The sequence below is a fragment of the Pseudomonas sp. SHLD1 genome, assembly GCF_028640935.1.
GTDB classification, from domain to species: domain Bacteria; phylum Pseudomonadota; class Gammaproteobacteria; order Pseudomonadales; family Pseudomonadaceae; genus Chryseomonas; species Chryseomonas aestiva.
Window position 1 is genome coordinate 1 of the sequence record NZ_JAQZAD010000026.1, and the last position, 18234, is coordinate 18234.

Sequence of the window (18234 nt, forward strand, 5' to 3'; positions counted from 1 at the left end):
CCCATCACCAGGAGGAACGCCATCATCGGGGTGATGGCGTAGATGAGGCCTTCGAAGAACGTGAGGAACGGCCGGACGTAGCGCGTGAACATCGAGCCTTCGGCAGCCCACTGAGTGGCTTGCTGCGCCTGGGCCTGGCTGAGCATGATGGCGTATGCGCCTTGCTGATCCTCGAGGGCCTTCTGTGCCGGCGCTCGCTCGAAGATCGGCAGCAGCACGGAGGCCATGGTGAAGGCACGAGCGTCTGCCACTTGGAGATTCAAGCCGCGCAGCGCGTCGTCCACCCGGGTGGTGACATCGTCACCGGTGACGGTCTTGCCGGGCTTCTGGAACGCCAGCTTCGCCACATCATCCATGATGCCGCTCTGCGTGGAAGCGCTGAGGGCTTTGAGCCGGGTGTGCGCTTCGGAGCAGGTGTAATAGGTACCAACGCCGGTGTTGCCCTCAAAGATTTCGGTCCCGTATACCTGGCTTTCGAACCTCATGGCATCGACGGGGTTGTTGCTTCGCATCAGTGTCCCGTAGGCGGCCACGTTGCGGCCCACCCCAACCAGGGTGCATTCCTTGATATAGGTCATCCACGACCGTACGAAGTCTCCGCCGGCCCGGGTGTCACCCATCACAGACGGCATCGCCAAGACATTGCGGGTGGCGCCGCGCACCTTCATCAAGGTCGTGAGGGGGTCGGCGAACCCGTAGGTGGTCATGGCCGGTGTGGAAAAGGCCTGCTCCATCTCCCTGGTCAGCTTGTAGCCAATGTTGGACACCACGGATCCTACGAACAGCGGTCCGATCGGCACGTTGTCGACGACCACGACTGTGCCGTCATAAACGTCTTCCACGACCGCCCGGCCGGTGGGGCCGTAGAGCGCCATGTACAGGATCAGGGCCACGCCCACCTGCTGGAAAGGGATAGCCTGGTTCTTGAATACCGCTTGGAAGCCGAGGAAGAGGGTGCCGATCAACAGACCGACCTTGGCCAACGATTCGATGCTGCCCGATCCCGAGATCATGGCCACCGCGTTGAGGATGCTTTCGAGGTAGGTCGCCGAACCGACCGAGTAGATCGAGAACTCCATTACTGAGCTCCCTGCACAGGTTTTTCGACGTTGATGAATGCGGCGGGCGTGGGCAGCACCTTCATGCGCGCCTCGTAATCGAGGACCAGGTCGTTTTCGTTGCCGTAGCGGCTCAGTAGCGCCTGGTGCTCCTGTACCAGACGATCCCGTGCGGTACCGATAAATTCGCCGGCAGGTTTGCCTAGCTTGTCGACCATCTTGCTGCGGGTGATCACTGTCTCAGCCGTGTCGATGTAGGACTTCACCAGCGAATACGCGCCTTCGAGCGCGAGCATCTTCGCGTGGGCAGAAACGAAGCCGCGGGCCATCGATTCGCTACCCTGCGACAGGCGCTGGACCATCCCGGCAAAGCCCGGCTTCTGCATCATGTTGAGGATGGCTTGCTCATCGTTGGTGAACGTCCCTGTATTGGTCGCCCACTTGTTCACGATCCCGACGGAGCTCGTCGAGCCGTTGAATCCTTTGATGATCTTCTCCGCCAAGCCGTCGAAAGCGATCGACTGAGTGCTGGGCGTAAGGCACGCGGCCTTGTCTCCGCCGCACGAGTAGATCTGCACCGTCTCGGTCTTCTGGCCCTCGATGATGTCCTGCAGCGCGATGCCGGTGGGCATCACCGGCTTCGTCTCGGGGACCTGCCCCTTGCCATCGGCCGCGTCCACCAGACCGGTGATGACGACCGAGCCGGTGAAGGACATGATCATCTCGTCGGTCTGCTGAGATCCGTACTTGAAGAACTGCTGGCTGTTGTACTGCTGCATGGCGCACCAGACGACGTTGCCGGTGTCCTCGCAACTGACGAAGTTGCCGGCCTTGCTCTTTTCTTCCGTCGGCGACTTCGAGTTGGTGCTGCCGGAGAACAGCGAGCCGAAGCTGTCAGCAAGGCCTTTCACGGTGTTCCCCGTGGCCGTCTGCATGTTGTCCTTGCCCTCGAACGCGGAGAACGCGTCCGTCACCAGGCCCTGGGCGAGCTGGCAGCTATTGGACATGAGGCCGTTGAGGTCCTGCATCGTCTCCTGCAGGTTGGCGATGGTGTTCTCCACCGTAGGCCCCATGGCCTTGAGCGCCAGCTTGAATGCATAGCCCGACGCTACGCCGACCGAGTTGGAGGCGATGGAGCGCAGCGACTGAACGAACTGCTGCGCGTTGATGAACGAGAAGGAGCCGGCGAACATGTCGATGCCGCCGCAGCCGGCCTGGAAGGAGGGCGGTCGGAAGGAGACCACCGGCGCCGTTGCGATCTGATTCCGGATCCGCATCGAGCCACCGCTGACCACGCCCCGGGTCGCCGTCTGGTACATACCCGGGTCGGTGCTGTTGGACATCGAGTTAAACATCGAGTCCAGCTGGCTCTCGATGTTGGCGTAGGCGCCCAGGGGGGCGAGGGCCGCAACCAGCACGGCTGCGCACAACGACTGCTTACTGCTGCGCCTCATGGGGCACCTCTCCATCTATGGTCTTGCGGGCGAGCTTGCGGCGCATGCTCTCAACGAATGCGGCGGGGTCCTGGTCGATCTGGTCTTGGCTGAGCCCGTCGTTGTCCTCGAGGGTCAGCAGGCCGTTGTCGAAGAAAGGCTGCGTGGAGGCGAAGGTCTTCTGGTCGATGAGCGAGGCTTCGCGCGCAGCGATCAGGACCCGGTTGAACAGCACGTCCAAGGTGATGGCGCCGTAGCCGACGATTTCGGTGCGGCCCGGCGGGATCGCCAGGGCGAGGGCAGGGGCCTGATAGACCTCGAGCTTCTTGGCCTGGCCATCGTCCGTGCGGTAGTTCGCGAACAACCCATTGTCGAGGGGCGCGCCGTCCAGCGAGACCGGGATGATCCGGATACCGGTGGCCGCCGTAAGGGACTGCAGCACGGCTGCCTGCTCAGCGCAGAGCACGCAGTTGCCCTTGAAGAAGAAGAACAGGCCGACCTTGTTGGCCAGGCCCTTGAGCACCTTGTCCCGGTTGTTCGAGACTTCCCGATTGAGCGCATTGGCAGCGTAGGTGGCCACCGGACGCCGGCTGTCCTCGTCCAGGAACGGGTCACGCATGATCACCTGGCTAGAGCGCTCGGAAAATTTGGACGACTTGTCCATCATCACGCGCTGCAGGTAGTAGTAGGCCTGCACGTTGGCATCGGTGGGATTGTCGATCGCGCGATCGCGGTACTTGGGCAGGTTGTCGCGGATCCAGGCGACGCTGAACAGCTCGGGGCCAGGAGTCGCTGCAGGCGCCGCCGGCGCCTCGGCCTTTTGCATCGGCGCAGGTGGCGGTGGAGGAGGAAGCGGCGCTTTCACCTCGAGCTCAGGCTCGTCCTCGGGCGGGTCCTTGTACCAGAACCAGCCCTCCGCCTTTCCGCGGTAGAAGCTCTCGCTACCAGGTGCAGCGAAAGATTCTTTCGTGCCCGGGGCAGCAGAATCCGGAGCACCGGCCTGGCCGTGAGCCAGGCCCACCCACAGAGCGCTGACCAACGCTATGTGCACGGTCCGCTTCATTGAGGAGTGTCCAGGTACTTCGCGACGGCTTCGGTGGCGTAGACCCAGCGCAGGCCGCGTTTTCGCCGGTGAGGGGCGATCGCCTTTACCCAGGGCAGGTGCTCGTAGCCAGCGGCACCGATCTTCTTCGCCACGTAGGTTGCGCTGTACTCCAGCTCTTTGGCGATCTGCTCGGGCGTCATCGCCTTGCCGTAGGCGGCCGCAAGACGAACCTGAGTTGGGCTCGGCTCGACATGGCAAGCATCGCCAGTCGAGGACGTGGAAGGGATTACGCTGGAGCTATAGGGATGAAGCATGATTCATCATTCCAACCTGCTGAATGATGAAATCCTATGCAGTAGCTTGAGGCTGTGGCCTCGAATTCGCGCCCATGGTGGGCGCGTTCTCATGCTTTGCACAGCCCGGAGCTCGGACCCGCACCGAATCGCTTGCATGATCGCGGTATAAGCCTTTGCAATACCAAACTGCGAGGCAGTCAAATAAAACCATAAAAAAGCTCGGCTTAAGGTGTTTGCGTCTTAGAATATGACTGATTGCAAAAGTCATCAAACAAGCTTAAACCAAATCACCTCAATAACAGACTTCAATTCTATAACTACCGCCCAACACCTCAAAAGACCTCGCCGATGTAGATTTAACTCGATTCCACTCAGTATTCATCCTCCCATAGAGCCCCATGTCCTTATAATTCTTATACCCCCAATCCTCCCAGTGGATATCAATGGTCGCAAAGTTCGGCCGATTGTACATAAGCTGTACTCCAATGACTTCACCATCTATGATTTTAGCGCCATTTACTTCAGCACTAACAGTCCCTTGAAAGCTAGCATAGTCCGTATCGTCAGTGAGCGTACGTATTGCTGAGATTATAATTTGAGTACTTTCGGAAGAAACCATCAAATCAAGCTTTGGCACGAGCAACACCCCCACTAAGTAATGCATCTACTCGAACAGCAATCAAGCTCTTTAAGCTTAGGATCCTGGAACAATCCCCGGATTTACGCGATTATAGTACCTTTGAGAAAATCCGATAGCTTGGCCGTTGAGACATTCTGCAACAGCGTTCGTTTCACTACAGAAATCCAAAAATACTGAATCGAGATTATAAACGCCAGGATCCGCCTGCATTTTAGACAGGTAATTTATTTCAGCTATAGCGATACCATAGTCAAAATATGCTACCAACCCTCTGATTATCTCACTTACTTCATCTTGCAAGTATCTATACCGGAAAATCTCCTTATCATCCTCGATACTCACTGATGTGTTTCTAGCTAATGCAATTGGATTTGGGTGCGCTCCATAGTCGATAGCTGCATCATAGAGGCCCATGATATGTTCTTCATATGGAGTGCCCCCGGAATTCTTATCGTGCTCCTGCAAAAACTTTCTAAAGCGCGCCATAGCTTTCGTGAAAGCTGTTTTCGAACTTGCGAAATCCTCTTCAGAATGGTGCTGCTTGCGCCACGTCTCGCTAAGGCCTTCTTCCCGCACGAAAAGGTAGCCGTATACCGCGGACTCCATTGCAGTTCTAAAAGAAGGAATAGGGCAGATAGATGACCAGCGCGTGCCAAATCGCAAGCGGCTAGATAAAGCGAGTGGGCGTGAAGCGCTGCTGCGAGCGCGTCGCCTGCTACAACATCCTGTACGGACTCTAATATGAGTTGATCACATCTTTTCAGGTGATTTAACGCAAACCCGAAGTCCTCTTCGATCTTTTCGCGTAGAAAATGTTTCGTTGCCACATATTGATCATAATCATAGTTTCGAATGATCAACTCCATAAGTACCACCCTCAGCAACGGAAAAACATTGATAATGACTAACTCTGTACCGACCGACGAAGCTAATGCACTCGCTCAACACAGTAACCGTCTCAATTCCTGGCATACATCTTAGTACACTCCCTTATTGCTTATAATCTTATTCCGGATTTCATCTATTCGAGCCTTGCGCATCCCCAACATTTCTTCAAGGCTGTATTCAAAAACCTCGAAAGCGTCAGACAAAACATTGCGCCGCACAGAGTCCCCATGAGATCCAAGGTTTCCGACTTGCCTGAGGGCCTGAAGGCTAACTTCATAGTCTGGTTGGGTCTTTCCGAAAAGCTCTATACGCTCGTACAGATCCATCCGGGCCTCTTTGTTTCCCTTTACTATTTTTCGCTTAGGAATTTTTAAATCGTCGAGGAGACGTTCAACCGCCGTCCTCAATCGATTGGCACATGCGTCCAAGTCAGTCCAAATCAAGCTGGAAGCGGCGGCTATCTCCGATACAACACTTTTAGGCGTGCGTTCAGGCAGGGAGATTACCATAGGCGCTGGAAACATAGCTTTCGGTATGAAAACAGAAGCGAGCACCCAAGTCTCGACCTCTTCCTCATAATATTCTTCAAAGCCAGTCTCACCGATGAGGAAGGCATACTCGCCACAGCTCACCTTATCGCACTTAAACGGCAGGCTGAACCGTTCAATCTCCCAATCTGGAGACCAGTCCTGATGATCCTGATGGCCCTGTGAAAAAGCAGGTTGCTTAGTAACTATATTTTCAATATTGGCGATCAAATGTCCCTCACCGCAATGAGGGCACAGAAATTTCGGAACACCGGTTGTGGAGAAAGAAGAAAGCTGAAATCCCTTTTCCATGATAATACCTCACCTCCAGATTTAACATAATTATGATTATGCGAAGTTGAAATGTTACGGCTAAATAGTAGTGTTGCGATCAAGCTAGGCAGCTACCCTACTGGTTTAACAGCCAATACGGAGCGATCAGGATGTCAGCCTACGAGCGGATCACGATGAGCGTACGAGATATTGATGCCTTAAGGTCATCCAGGCAGTGACCGGGGGTTTCCTTTCGCCCACACGTGCCGCTCAACGCCTGCAGCTGAGTGGCCAGCAGGTGCACCGCCTGGTGCAGCGTTACCGGGACGCCGGCGCTTCAGGCCAACCTCACCTAAACGCGGCCAGACCAGCAATCATCAGCTGCTACCTGGCCTCGAGCAGCGCGCCGCAGCGCTGATCCGCAAGCATTACAAAGATTTCGGTCTGACGCTTGCGGCCGGGAAACTTGCTGAGTGCCTCGGCCTGCGTCTGGCCAAGGAAACAGTTCGGCGCATCATGATGGATGCCGGCTTGTGGACGCCGCGTCGGCAGCGACCGCCCAAAGTGTATCAGCCCTCACTCGTCGAGCCTGCTTTGGCGAGCTGATCCAAATCGATGGCAGCGATCATCGCTGGTTCGAGGACAGCACGCCGACATGTACCCCGCTAGTCTACTTCGACGATGTCACCAGTCGCCTGATGCACCTGGCTTTCACGTGCGGCGAATCGACCTTTAGCTACTTCCAGGCTACCCTGGCTTAACTGGAGCATCACGAGAATCCTTGGCCCTCTACAGCGACAAGGCCAGTGTGTTTCGAACAAGCAGAGAGGCTGCTCAGGGCGGCGATGGCCATACGCAGTTCGCCAGGGCTACGTTCGAGCTGAATATCGATAACTTCCACTCTACCTCCAGCCAGCCCAAAGGGCTCGCGTCGAGCGAGCCCATCTCACCTTGCAGGATCGCGTGGTCAAGGAGCTTCTATTATGGAACATCAGCGCCGTCGAGGCTGCCAACGCTAATCTGCCGCTGCTCATGGCCGATTACAATCTTCGCTTCGGCAGATCGGCTCGCTCGGACCTCGATACCCACCGCCCGCTGCGAGACGACGAAGATCTCTCAATGATCTTCCTCGGCAAGTGTAGAAAAGGCTGACCTTGGATACGACAAGCGTCTCTACCTGATTGACGACATCACGCAGACGCCAATGCCCTTTGGTGTTTTCGATCAGCTGCCCGAGGTTAACCAAGGAACTATCGTCGAGAAACCAACGGCTGAGGCACGCCCGGGAGATGGCGAAGTAGATGCAGGAACAGCCCATGGCTTTCTGCTTCTGGTCACCGAGAATTTCTGCCCACATCCTTCTGTAGCGATCTCAGACTAAACTAAGCCTTTGCCTCGGAGGTCGCTATGGAAGATCCCCTACTCGCCCTTCTGTTTCGTCTCAACGAAAACCAAATCGCACTAAGCTCTGCCATCGAGGAGCTGACATCCTGGGTGACAGAGCGCGGCTCAGTCCAGGTCGGTGACGCCGTCGAGCAGCACCTGCAGACGCTTGAGCTTAACGCCGACGCAATCGAAGACGCGCTTGCGCAGCTCATTGCAGAGCGCGCGCTGCGACCCCACTCCTGACATACTCCAATATGCGCACTACCTAGCAGGCTTTTCCGGGTATTTGCATTAGTATCGTCGCTTGGGTTCGAGTGCCTTAGGGGTGTTTAGCCTAGGCCTGCATAGGATCGCGGGCCTGTTCTTTTCCACCTCTGTAGCATGAGACACATTTATCCCTATCGATTCCTTGCGCCTAGAGCACGCCCGATTAGCAAGCGGAACGGTGGCACTAAGCAGTTCCCTTCGTGTCTATCGAGCCCCACCACGGCTCAAGCAGCCAACATTCCAAAGGCCGCTATGGCTACCGACGATGACGAAGTAGAAAGCCACGTTATGCTCTTGAAGCAGCTGAACCTGAGCATGGTAATGGCTCACGCTCGGACAGACCCTCGGTTTCTAGCCCAGCTCATCCATCGGCTGGAAGAGCGGGGCGTAGACGACCGAACGGACGAGGAGAACTCTTTACTGAAATGTGCGCGCTCCATTCAAGGCGTATAGGGTAAGAATTGACTGACGAAGAGCTCAAGCTCGCCATTTTGATCCTGTTGGCTGCAATGGCAATAACAGGTATGGTGCTGCTCTCTGCCGTGCTGGGGTTGTGGTAGCCCCACGCCTCACGGTTTCTGGCCCGTTAAACAAATCGATAGCCAGGCTTGGGCCAGGCCCGCTTCACACCGGGCTCTTTTAAACTTTCCCAATGGTGGCACCTTTACGGTCTACCTACCCCAGAAGCGAATGCGCAAGTCCGCCATCTCAGAAGTCCTCATCGATGCTACTCGGCTGCTGGAATCGGGCGAGCTATCTCCTAAGGACAAGCAGGCAATCTGCGAAACGATCCGCGACCTGACAGGGCGAGAGATCCTGCTTTACCACACCGATATGCAGTGTGAGCTGTTAGTGGCCAAGGCTTGGGCAACCGCTGCCGGCGGCATGAACCTTCGAGGGCGCAAATTTGGTCCTCGCAAGAAGATGAGCTGGGAAAGCATCAGAGCCATCCTCGCAGAGGTACCCCTAGGGAAATAGGCGGGACCTTGCGACCATGTCACTACTTAAGTGTGGTGGGTGGCATTGAGCCACCTGCTGCTCCTTCCGCCCCCGATAACGGTCAGCCAACCGCCTCGCCGGGTTTAGTACTCTGATGCCAACGTGCAATCTGCAACCTCTTTCGCGCAATCGTCTGATGATTGGTGTCAAAATGACATCCATTCCTTTCTCCGCGAAGGAGGTAGATGTGCAAAGAAAAAAGCCATTGAGGTGATCGCGATCGCGACGTGTGGCGCGTCATTCGCCTTGCTATCCGCATTAGTTATCGCAATACTCAGCGCGAATGGTTTGACGATAGAGTTCAAGCCTGAGACCGGAAAGGAGCGTTCGGTTGCGCTATCAGCTGGCAAGGACAGTGACCCTATTCGATGATCAAGGCCATTATCAGGTGGGTAGGCCTCAGCCTCTATCTGGGCTGGTCGATGAGGACCGCGGAGATGGCGAGCAACCGTTCCTTTTCCTCACGCTAAGCGTAATGTGCGTAGGACTGGGTACGGTATTGTTCGCTGCGATACAGGCCAGTTGATAGCCTTACAACCCCGCCACAAAAAACTCACAACTGCATCCTCTAGCGCCCTGAATTATCTTTTCGCCAAGCGATGTTTCGCAAGAAAGGTCTGCACCTTTATCTCAGGGTTGTCCTCCCTTTCTTATCCGCATCTCAGGCCGGAACCGCCGGCACATTTACAGGGCACGGCACTTGGACAGCTAGCTTCAATCGTAACGCATAGCTGCCTTGGTGATAGCCTGAGCTGCGCGCTAGGTAGCGCGCCTATCGCAGCTTAACGTTACAGCTTGAACGCAGCTACTGTTCTAGCGAACGATGTAGCAAGCCGCGAAAGCTCCTGACTGGATGAACTAGTCTGATTCGCGCCAGTAGCCGTTTGAGTTGATAGGTCTTGAATATTGGTCAAGTTACGATCGACCTCGCGAGCAACTTGGGCTTGCTCTTCAGCAGCGCTGGCAATGACCATATTTCGCTCATTGATCTGACTAACACCGTGGTTAATACGCCCTAGTGCTAGACCCGCTTCAGTGGCCAACTCCTGCGTGTTGTGAGCCATGGATTTGCTCTTGGCCATAGACAGCACGGCGTCGTCAGCGGCTGACCGAACCTGCGTGATCATCGTCTCGATCTCACTGGTCGATGACTGAGTACGATGAGCCAAAGCCCGCACTTCATCAGCCACTACCGCAAAGCCCCGGCCTTGCTCACCCGCACGAGCTGCTTCGATAGCAGCATTCAATGCTAGCAAGTTGGTCTGTTCTGCGATTTCACGGATAACGCCCAACACCTTGGTGATGTCATGGATCTGACTTGCAAGAGTCTCGACCTGCTGAGTGGATTGGGTTATATCAGAGCTCATGGTCGTCATGGCACTTACCGCCTGTTGCACCTGATACTGACCTTTGCTGGCTTCTGAAGCGGTCTCATTCGAAACCTGGGAGGTACTTACAGCGTTGCGCGCTACCTCCTCCACCGCAGCGGTCATTTGGTTGACGGCCGTTGCTGCTTGTTGAATTTCGTCGTTCTGCCGTACCAGCCCTTGGGTGCTGTCTTCGGTGACAGCGCTAAGTTCTTCGGCGGCTGAAGCTAGCTGATGAGAGGCATCAGCTATCTGCTGGACAGTAGTCCTAAGACTACCTTGCATATCAGACAGCGCTTTGAGCAACTCACCCGTTTCATCCTGGCTGGTAGAGACGATAGTATGGGTCAGGTCACCTTGGGCGATGCGACTGGCGCTTAACACAGACTGATGAAGTGGGCGAGTGATCATGCGAGTCACGACGAAACCCAAAACTAGTGCGCAGGATCCAGCGATTAGTGCACCGATTATCAGTGCCAACGTGACTCGGTAGTTTGTATCCTCCCCGTTACGGGCAACGTCACCAGCCTGGCGAGTGTTCGAGTCAATCATGACCTTCATTTCGCCCATGACTTTCCTGTAGAGCGGATGCGCAATAGTATCTAGGGCCGATGCAGCTTGCTCGACGTCTCCGGCTTTCAGCAGCACGAAAATCTGCTCGGCAGAGGCAACATAGGCAGGCCAGTCACGCTCGAATTCATTGCCAGCAGCACGTTCATCGTCTTCTAACGGAGTGGCCCGATAGATTTTGAAAGCCTGTTCTGCATCGGCCTGATTGCCTCGAAACGCCGCGATGACAGCGTCGAGTTCACTGGGAGGGCCTTTGCGTAGCGCCAAGGCCACGGCTTTGTACAGGTCGCGGTTACTTGCAATCGCATTCGCCTTGATTGCATCAGTTTTTTGAATCGAAATTAGGTTGTTGGAAACTGTGTCAGCCAGCAATCCGTAGATCTGCGTGGCTCCCATTTGACCTAGCACCGCAACCGCAATTGTAATAGCTGCACATAGCCCAAAAGAAATTAGCAGTTTGGGTTTTAGCTTCATCGCTTGTAGAAAGGACATGCAGGGCCTCGTGGCAAGTCATAGCGCTAGCAAGCGGAGTGCTTGCGAATGCATGGATCCCTGCGTGTCGGCTGATGGAAGGAAATCTTAAGGCTTATCGCCTGCGAAAGGAGGGGTACGGCTTAATCTACAGAAATTGCTTAAGTGACCCTGGGTAGCCACCGGAGACGTGCTAGGTGCTCTCTTTTTCAAAAAGCCTTTTCACTTAATGCGTTGGAGGCAGTGGGGGGAGTACGGCCCTTTTGTTCGCTAATGGCAGCCGACAACCGCAACCGCCAGCTCCCGCTCGTAGCCGATCCGCTGCCGACGCTCCGCCAGCAGCGCCCGGACCTTCATCTCCAGGTTGTCTTCCCCGCGCGGCCCCTCCACTCGCCCAGGCCGGTACCGTCGGCGCCTTCGCCCGACCCAGCACCTAGATCTGCACCTCCACGCGCATCACGGCTCAGGCTCGGCAACGAGCTGGCAAGCGCGACCAGCATCCCCAAGATAATCCACCCATTAGCCCCGGTTCCTTGTCGATGATGACAGCGGCCGCCGCCGGGTCGCCCCCCGGCTCTCCTCCTGCAGACGGTTGGCTGCCTGCAGTCATCGCCGGCGGACCTGGTGGCCTTTAGTTGGATGGGGTCGGCCTCCTTGGCGCGTCGGCGGCAGCCGGCACCGCTGCGGAGACGCTGACACACACCTCAACGCCAATTACGGCAGCAGCGGATGATTTGATGATACCCACGCGGAAGGATATCAACTCGCCTTCCAGCTTGATCTGCAAGTTGAAGGTAGTGTCTTCGGTCAGGGTCTGCTGCCGCAGGCGCCTGAACAAGTCCCGGGTAAGGACATTGGTACCGGTGATGTCCAAGCCACTGAGCTTGTCGCGCTCCTCCGTCTGGTTGTGCAGCGGATTGAAAGTACGCGCCAGCAGTGGGGATAGGGGCGGCGCTCGGCCAGCACGAGGCGCAGATAAACTGCCCGTTGCCCTGATCCCAGAACAGCGTCATGTCGCCTCGGTGAAAGGTGACGTGGTCAACGACCGAGTCCGCAGTCATCAGGCCCCTGCGCTCGCAGAGGCACACAGAGGGTGGTCGGCCAGGTGGCGCTCGCGCGCGTTCTGTCATTTGTAGCCATAGCCGCGCTGGGTGGAACTCTGCTTATCGGAGCGCCAGGAGTCCGGCTGCATCACCGCTACGCGGGCGGGCTGGTTGCCGATGGGGTTTTAAGAGAGTTCAAGCGCGCCACAAAAACTCCGCGTGGTTAACAGTCATCAAGAGGACCGTACGCCAATCGTCTCCATCGTCCGCACTAAAGACGAGTCACCACTGCACGTATGGCCAAACGCCATTGGTAATACCTAATCGACCAGTTGGTCTCAGAATGACTATGTAACCAACCGGTGATGATGATAGCTTTTACACCACGAGCACCTCTACGGCTCACTTATTGGCAATGATAAAGAGAATGCATATCGGTCACAGGTATCAGATCTACTACTGCTTTAAAGAAGATAAGCGGTGCTTTGATATTATCTGCGAGCATCTGTCGCGAGCTGACGTTTACGCTGAGATTTGCTATCGAGAGACCATAATCAACGGACTGGACGTCCCCGGCCTTACGTTTGAGCAGATAGCTATCAACGCTGGCGTAACACGCATGCAGTTCACACTTATTCCCCCGCATGGCTTTACGCGGTAGCCAGAAGATGTCGAGTCGATGGCTTAGAAGGCTAGCGATTAGTCCGGCGTCTTTCCGTGCGGCCATCCCAGCGCTCGAAGCCGGCCGGCCAGATCTTGGCGACGTTGCCGCGAGCCTGGACGACCAGCGCTAGGCTCAAGCCATAGAACGCTGTGTTGTACCAGGACACTGCTGGTAGCTGATGCTCCAGCAGGATGCGGGCGGCGATGCTCATAAACTGCATGCCGGTGACAGCGCATAGAGCGAAGGCGATTACCGATACACCCAGCGATACCGTGAGTCATGATCGGGTCGGTACACAAAGCCGATCATGATAAAGATGCCAGCGCAGAATAGCGCTTGCAGAATTGGGGCCATGGGTTATTCCCCCTTGTCCGAAGCACGATTGAAGAAGGACTTAAGGATTCGCTTCACGCCGCCCGCCTCGAACCACTGCACCAATCCGACTAAGAAGACCACGCACACCGCGCCGCAGAACAGGGCCGCCAATCCGGTGGTGCGTGTCCATCCTTGGACGATAGCTTCAGCGGAGGCAAAGTAGCCGCCGATCCAGCCTACGAACAGATAGCCCACACGACGGAAGAAAGGCATGTCCTTGGCGAAGACCACGTAAAAGAAGGCGCCACCAAAAGCGCCCACTAGCGCGGCCAGATTCAGATCAGGGAACGCGGCACCCAGGCCCAGACTGGCAGCGACTCCGGCCAGCCCGATGCTCGTGGATGAAGGCTCGCTTAATTCGGTACTCCAGAAATGCAAAAGGGCCGCCTTAGCGAGCCATTAAAGAATGAGATAAGCGAGGCGATAACCACACTAGAACATGCATAGGAGAGCGTCTTGTGGACAGCTTCTTGCCCGTACCAGATACCCCATCAAGGCAGTACCTGCTCCGTCTACACCGGCACTTCAATGCCCGGCTCGATGAGCTTCATCGATTGAGCATGGATAATCCGAGGCTGGAGGAAATCCTCCGAGAATTCGAAGGCCTCACCCAGCGCACGAACGAGCTTGTCGAAGAAATAGCTATCAGGTTAGCGACTGAGCAGGGTCGGTCCTCCTGAGTAGCGGGCTCCTTCAATAGAGCCCAGCGGTATCTATCCGCTGACGAAAGCTCTAGGACAATGGTTTCAGAGCGTACAGAATCGAAGGTCCATTTATCACATCGGTCGATAGCGATGCTCGCAAACTTCGAAAACGCGCTTCAGGATCATCGAGAGCTGCATCGACTCGATGAGATCAATGACCTCTCTCGATCCTTTGACGCAGGAACTCATTAATCAGCTTATCGCCCTGGCTGAGGCAGCAGCAGATCTCGTGTCAGAGACCGCGGTAACGTCAGCTCTTCTGAAGCCGTAGGAGCACTGGCAAGGACACTACTTTCCTATTGAGCGAAGCGTACCTGCGCGTGCCAGACTGACTCGCATTGATTAAGCGAAAAATCGGCGATGCGAAACCGAGTAGAAAGGATGAGCTTGCGCTCCTATGTGCAGGCGTTTTTCCCTACGAACTTCGATGTAACACTTGGCCAGAGCGAGGGGGATCCAGACAGCCGCGTTCTAACTGTCCGCGATGCCATAACCGACAGTACCGCCACTTTCGAAGGCCCGCTGCTCGCGATCATCGACATCTGCTCTATGGCAGATATCTCGGCGCGCTTGTGCAATCAATTAGCCGATCAGGCAGCAGGACCACGAAAATCACTCAACAAGAAAAAGCGTTTGCAGGATAGCTTGCTTAGGTCTGCGTCCAGCTGAGTGAGAATTCCAGTGGACTGAGCACTTCCTTTGAAACGAAAAAGCTCAACGCTATGGCTGGGTTTCGATGAGTGCTTGCTGCAATCGCACGATCAAGGCTCTAACATCATCCGATTCCCAGACTGCGAACAGTTGGTCCCGGTCATAGAGCCCGTCCCATCTCTGGCTTTCCAAATGCATCTGGATGTTCTCGCCGGCGGCGGCGCAATCACAGGCTTCCTCGAACTCTTCAGTGCTATCAGCTTGCAGCGCCCCGGCCAGATCCTGGGACCAGAAGTCAATCAGTACTCCCTGCATGTTCGCGTTGCTTTCGCCCTTGATTTCCAGGTTTCCGAAGATGCATGGTTCGTACTTGCTGAATACCGTACCGGCCGGCATAGCAAGAAAAGCTTCGCGATCAACGATGCACATTGTTGAATCTCGGCTCATGAGCAAAAACCCCGGCACGGAGGCCGGGGCTATCAACTTCTATCTAGATCTACTTCGCTAGCGATCCAGTCTTCAGTTGCTTGTGTCGTCTCAAGCTGCAACTGGTAAAGAGTCTGCTCTGCTTGATCACACTCAGAGCGGAGACGACGAACAAGCTCTTGCTGCTGACGAACTTGCTCAATAAGCGCTTTGACTCGTTGATGCGATATGGCTGATCCACCACTCATGCATAGCTCCAGATGCGAAGAGCCCCGGCGCTAGGCCAGGGCTTCAGGATGTTTCGTGCTCGCTGTGAACTGGAATACGCTGCCATAAAAACACACTCTTTCCGCGTAGAAAAGTGTTTTTACGCGGCCTGAGTCAGATTCTCCAACTTCACGTCAATCCAGCCTACTCCGGTCCTAATCAACGCTCTAGCCTTGGCCTCGGCAACATTGCTCCAGCGCGCGATCTTCAGCGCTGGCCAATTCTCACCGTAGTACAGGTCGCCCATCAGCTGGTTGCGAGCCGTGAGCCTGGCTACCGCATGGTCCACTAGCACGGCGGCTGGGTCAAAGATGGGATGGTCCAGGGCTGTGGCAACTCGCAAATTGTTGCGGATCAGTGCGTAGGATGGTGGGATGCAGGAGTGCAATTATTTGCCGTCTAACCTCCACCAGACCCGTTGATCGAGTAATTATGCGGTATCGCCTACGCGATCGTGCGCGGAGCGAGTAGGGGGGTGACGATCATTGACTGTGTAGTTCCGGCTCAGCTTGTCGGCTTCCTAACCTACCAAATCTGGCTATTGCCGGGTCTGTGCGCCATGGCTACCGTGGAGCGAGACGAGTGACCGACGATCTCGATATTTTGGGCTTCACCGCCCGCCCTCGAGTTCGTGCGCCTGGTTGCCAGTAGCGTGATTGAAATGTTCCCTGCGGCAGTGGCTGATTCAGAAAAGCGTGGACGCTGCGATGTGCGAGCAGGCATTCGAGCACCGAGTTGCTCAGCACGCCGGTAGGAGCATCGGCGCTGCCGTAGCGCTACTGCAGTCGATCGGCCAACGTGGAACTCATGCGGTTCTCCTAGGCATGACGGTTGGTTTTCAATCAGCCATGACCTGTTCCAACGACTCTTTTCAGTTAGGCATGGGCAGCAGACCGGCCGATTTTTATACGTACAAAGAGGTCACGAACCGATTCGATTTCGACCTAAGGTTAGGTCAGGTACCCTTAGGTTCCAGGCCGATTTCCCGTAGGTAAGCCTACGGATAGATACCGCGATCACGGCCATCGCTTAAAATGAGCTGCACTCCATAGCCGAATGGCTCGATGCGTTTGACACGCACGTCGGCCGGCGCATTGTCGATATGACCTGCGAGGCGTGCCGCTCTGCAGAAGGCCAGGGACACATCGCCCATAGACGGGCATGGCCCAGTTGTTGCCTGCTCTCGTCAGACCGTCGGAGACGTAGCACGCGATCCTGGTTGTGCAGGTGCACCGACGCCTTGAAGACTGAGGCTCGCCAAGCTAAGTCTAGGCCAACCTGGGGGCCTTGCACCGCGAGGTCACCGTCGGCGGCCGCCGTTCGCAGCCTGGGCAAGGCCGCGCGGTCGCCCGGTTCGCCCAGTTCGCCGAGGGCCAAGACCGCCTCCTTGCGTAGATTGCTGATGGGATGGCCAAGCACCTCCAACAACGGCACCAGCGCCTCGGTAGACCGCAGCCGTACCTGCCAGAAGTCGTCGGTCAGCGCCGCAATTAGGGCAGCGACTCCACCAGGCATTCCGAACTTGCCCAGCGTCGTGGCGACCTCTTCCCGCACCTGCCATTCACGATCGGCCAGGGCACCCACCAGGGCTGCCAGGGCCTAGTTATCGCGGGCCATACCCAGGGTTCCGGCGGCAGCGCGGCGCACCTCGGCGTTTGGGTCGTCGGCGAGCAGTTGCGCCAGGGTGTGCAAGAATCCCAAGCCTTTATCCAGCCGAGGATGCCGACGCCCTCACGGCGCACGGCGGCATCGGGGTCAGCCAGCGCCTGTAGCGCCTGGTGTGCGCTTTCGACCATGCGCAAGTCGCGTAGGCCGCGCTAGGCCTCGGCCCAGACGGAGGGATCAGCATGCGCGGTCCAGGGCAGCAGCAAACGAACCAGTTCGGGATCGCATAATTCATTCAGGCTCTGAGCGGCCGCGGCGCACACGGAGCCCTCGGCTTCCGCCAAGGCGGCGCACAGCGCCTTGACCACTGCGCTCTCCTCCCAAGCTTGGAGCAGGCGCGCCGGCTTAGCGCGGGCCGTGGCCGCGGCATCATCGCGCAGGGCCGCCAACAACCAGGGTGGCACCGAAGGCTCTTCGAGGTCGGCCAGATTGATCAGGGCGATGCGCCGGATGCCTTCGTCGGCACTGGACAATCGAGCGGCGAGAGCCTGGATGGCAGGATGATTGATCACAGGTCTACTCACAGGGCGATCCTCAGCGGCGAATGGGTGTGAGGCGGTAAACCGAGCGGTGTCCACCGATGTAGCAGGTAGCCTCCTTCGTGGCGCAGCAGCTCCAGGCAATGACGCTTGAGATGGACGAAGTCGGGACTGGTGAGCAGTTCGGTCTGACTTGGCCGAGCAAACTCCAGACGTAGATTGGCGATGAAGCGCCTGGGTCACGGACTCATGACCAGCAAGCGGTCGGCGAGGAACAGGGTTTCGTCGATGTCACGGTCGCGCACTTCCTGGCGGCGCCGGCGGCCACAGGCCGGCCTGACGCCACCACCGGCGCGCTGGCGCAGCGCGTGTGCCACCAACTCGGACAGCAGCCGCGGGCGCAGCTTTCGATTCACGAGCACGGCGGTGAGTGGAGCCTGGAGATCACTCGAGACGAGGTAGTGGCCCTCTACCTGCCGCTGTTCGATCGAATGCGCGCCCTAGCAGGTCGGTACCTTTGAAACGCAGCCCCATCTCCTGAGCCACCTCGACCGAGGTACCCCCGCCAACCCTGGGATCGAACGCCAGGCCATCCTTGCGCCGGTGATAGATCGCAGAGAAGCCCTGGATGACGTGGCCACTGCAATTACCGCGGTAGCGGCTGTTGCCCCAGGGTCCACGGTCCGGAAAAGACAGGATCGAGTTCGGGAATTTCATGATGTGCTCCAGTTGAAGGAGGC

Annotated in this window: 15 protein-coding genes and 3 pseudogenes; 3 read left to right on the top strand and 15 right to left on the bottom strand. The window is 56.7% G+C overall.

Features of this window, described 5'->3' with window-relative positions; genetic code table 11:
- The 6 genes from PVZ77_RS18835 to PVZ77_RS18860 form a co-directional block, all read right to left on the bottom strand.
- The coding region (locus PVZ77_RS18835) for a conjugal transfer protein TraG N-terminal domain-containing protein (RefSeq protein WP_273808429.1) at positions 1-1079 on the bottom strand (1079 nt) is incomplete at its 3' end.
- Positions 1079-2512 (bottom strand): conjugal transfer protein TraH, encoded by a 1434-nt coding sequence (locus tag PVZ77_RS18840; RefSeq protein ID WP_273805349.1) that lies wholly within the window; start codon positions 2510-2512, stop codon positions 1079-1081. The genes PVZ77_RS18840 and PVZ77_RS18835, both read right to left, overlap by 1 nt.
- A complete protein-coding gene (gene traF / locus PVZ77_RS18845) occupies positions 2496-3512 on the bottom strand; it encodes a conjugal transfer protein TraF (RefSeq protein WP_273808471.1) in 1017 nt (338 codons plus the stop codon). The genes PVZ77_RS18840 and traF overlap by 17 nt, the downstream gene beginning before the upstream one ends.
- 38 nt (positions 3513-3550) lie before the next feature.
- Positions 3551-3850, bottom strand: coding sequence for a hypothetical protein (locus tag PVZ77_RS18850; RefSeq protein WP_273808470.1), 300 nt, complete (start codon positions 3848-3850; stop codon positions 3551-3553).
- A 676-nt stretch (positions 3851-4526) separates the two neighbouring features.
- The gene (locus tag PVZ77_RS18855; protein ID WP_273808469.1) at positions 4527-5078 is read right to left on the bottom strand and encodes a hypothetical protein; all 552 of its coding nucleotides are present in this window, start codon (positions 5076-5078) and stop codon (positions 4527-4529) included.
- A gap of 371 nt (positions 5079-5449) precedes the next feature.
- Positions 5450-6199: a DUF4145 domain-containing protein gene (locus PVZ77_RS18860; protein WP_273808468.1), complete on the bottom strand. Its 750-nt coding sequence runs from the start codon at positions 6197-6199 to the stop codon at positions 5450-5452.
- Positions 6200-7111: 912 nt separating this feature from the next.
- Between PVZ77_RS18860 and PVZ77_RS18865 the strand changes: the two genes are divergently transcribed.
- Positions 7112-7312: a hypothetical protein gene (locus PVZ77_RS18865; protein WP_273808467.1), complete on the top strand. Its 201-nt coding sequence runs from the start codon at positions 7112-7114 to the stop codon at positions 7310-7312.
- Between the two features lie 1191 nt (positions 7313-8503).
- Complete coding sequence (locus tag PVZ77_RS18870; RefSeq protein WP_273808466.1) at positions 8504-8791, top strand: hypothetical protein; 288 nt, start codon at positions 8504-8506, stop codon at positions 8789-8791.
- An 809-nt stretch (positions 8792-9600) separates the two neighbouring features.
- On the opposite strand, the gene PVZ77_RS18875 is transcribed toward PVZ77_RS18870, so the two are convergent.
- The 5 genes and pseudogenes from PVZ77_RS18875 to PVZ77_RS18895 all read right to left on the bottom strand — a co-directional run bounded on the left by PVZ77_RS18875 (position 9601) and on the right by PVZ77_RS18895 (position 13680).
- On the bottom strand, positions 9601-11241 hold the full coding sequence (locus PVZ77_RS18875) for a methyl-accepting chemotaxis protein (protein WP_273808465.1): 1641 nt from the start codon (positions 11239-11241) through the stop codon (positions 9601-9603).
- Between the two features lie 610 nt (positions 11242-11851).
- Positions 11852-12094 (bottom strand): hypothetical protein, encoded by a 243-nt coding sequence (locus PVZ77_RS18880; protein ID WP_273808472.1) that lies wholly within the window; start codon positions 12092-12094, stop codon positions 11852-11854.
- A 79-nt stretch (positions 12095-12173) separates the two neighbouring features.
- Positions 12174-12412, bottom strand: a pseudogene (locus PVZ77_RS18885) (HNH endonuclease); the annotation flags it as partial.
- Between the two features lie 543 nt (positions 12413-12955).
- Entirely contained in the window at positions 12956-13138 is a 183-nt protein-coding gene (locus tag PVZ77_RS18890; RefSeq protein WP_273808464.1) for a hypothetical protein, read from the bottom strand.
- A gap of 146 nt (positions 13139-13284) precedes the next feature.
- Positions 13285-13680, bottom strand: a complete 396-nt coding sequence (locus PVZ77_RS18895; protein ID WP_273808463.1) for a putative holin — start codon at positions 13678-13680, stop codon at positions 13285-13287.
- Positions 13681-14387: 707 nt separating this feature from the next.
- Here PVZ77_RS18895 and PVZ77_RS18900 point away from each other — a divergent pair.
- Positions 14388-14675, top strand: coding sequence for a hypothetical protein (locus tag PVZ77_RS18900; protein ID WP_273808462.1), 288 nt, complete (start codon positions 14388-14390; stop codon positions 14673-14675).
- Positions 14676-14726: 51 nt separating this feature from the next.
- On the opposite strand, the gene PVZ77_RS18905 is transcribed toward PVZ77_RS18900, so the two are convergent.
- From PVZ77_RS18905 to PVZ77_RS18925, 4 genes and pseudogenes are all read right to left on the bottom strand, one after another.
- Positions 14727-15086, bottom strand: coding sequence for a hypothetical protein (locus PVZ77_RS18905; protein WP_273808461.1), 360 nt, complete (start codon positions 15084-15086; stop codon positions 14727-14729).
- 1551 nt (positions 15087-16637) lie between these two features.
- Positions 16638-17539, bottom strand: a pseudogene (locus PVZ77_RS18915) (HEAT repeat domain-containing protein); the annotation flags it as partial.
- Positions 17536-17787 (bottom strand): annotated as a pseudogene (locus PVZ77_RS18920) (ABC transporter ATP-binding protein); the annotation flags it as partial. The pseudogenes PVZ77_RS18920 and PVZ77_RS18915, both read right to left, overlap by 4 nt.
- Before the next feature lie 151 nt (positions 17788-17938).
- Positions 17939-18211 (bottom strand): hypothetical protein, encoded by a 273-nt coding sequence (locus tag PVZ77_RS18925; RefSeq protein ID WP_273808460.1) that lies wholly within the window; start codon positions 18209-18211, stop codon positions 17939-17941.
- Between the last annotated feature and the right edge of the window lie 23 nt (positions 18212-18234).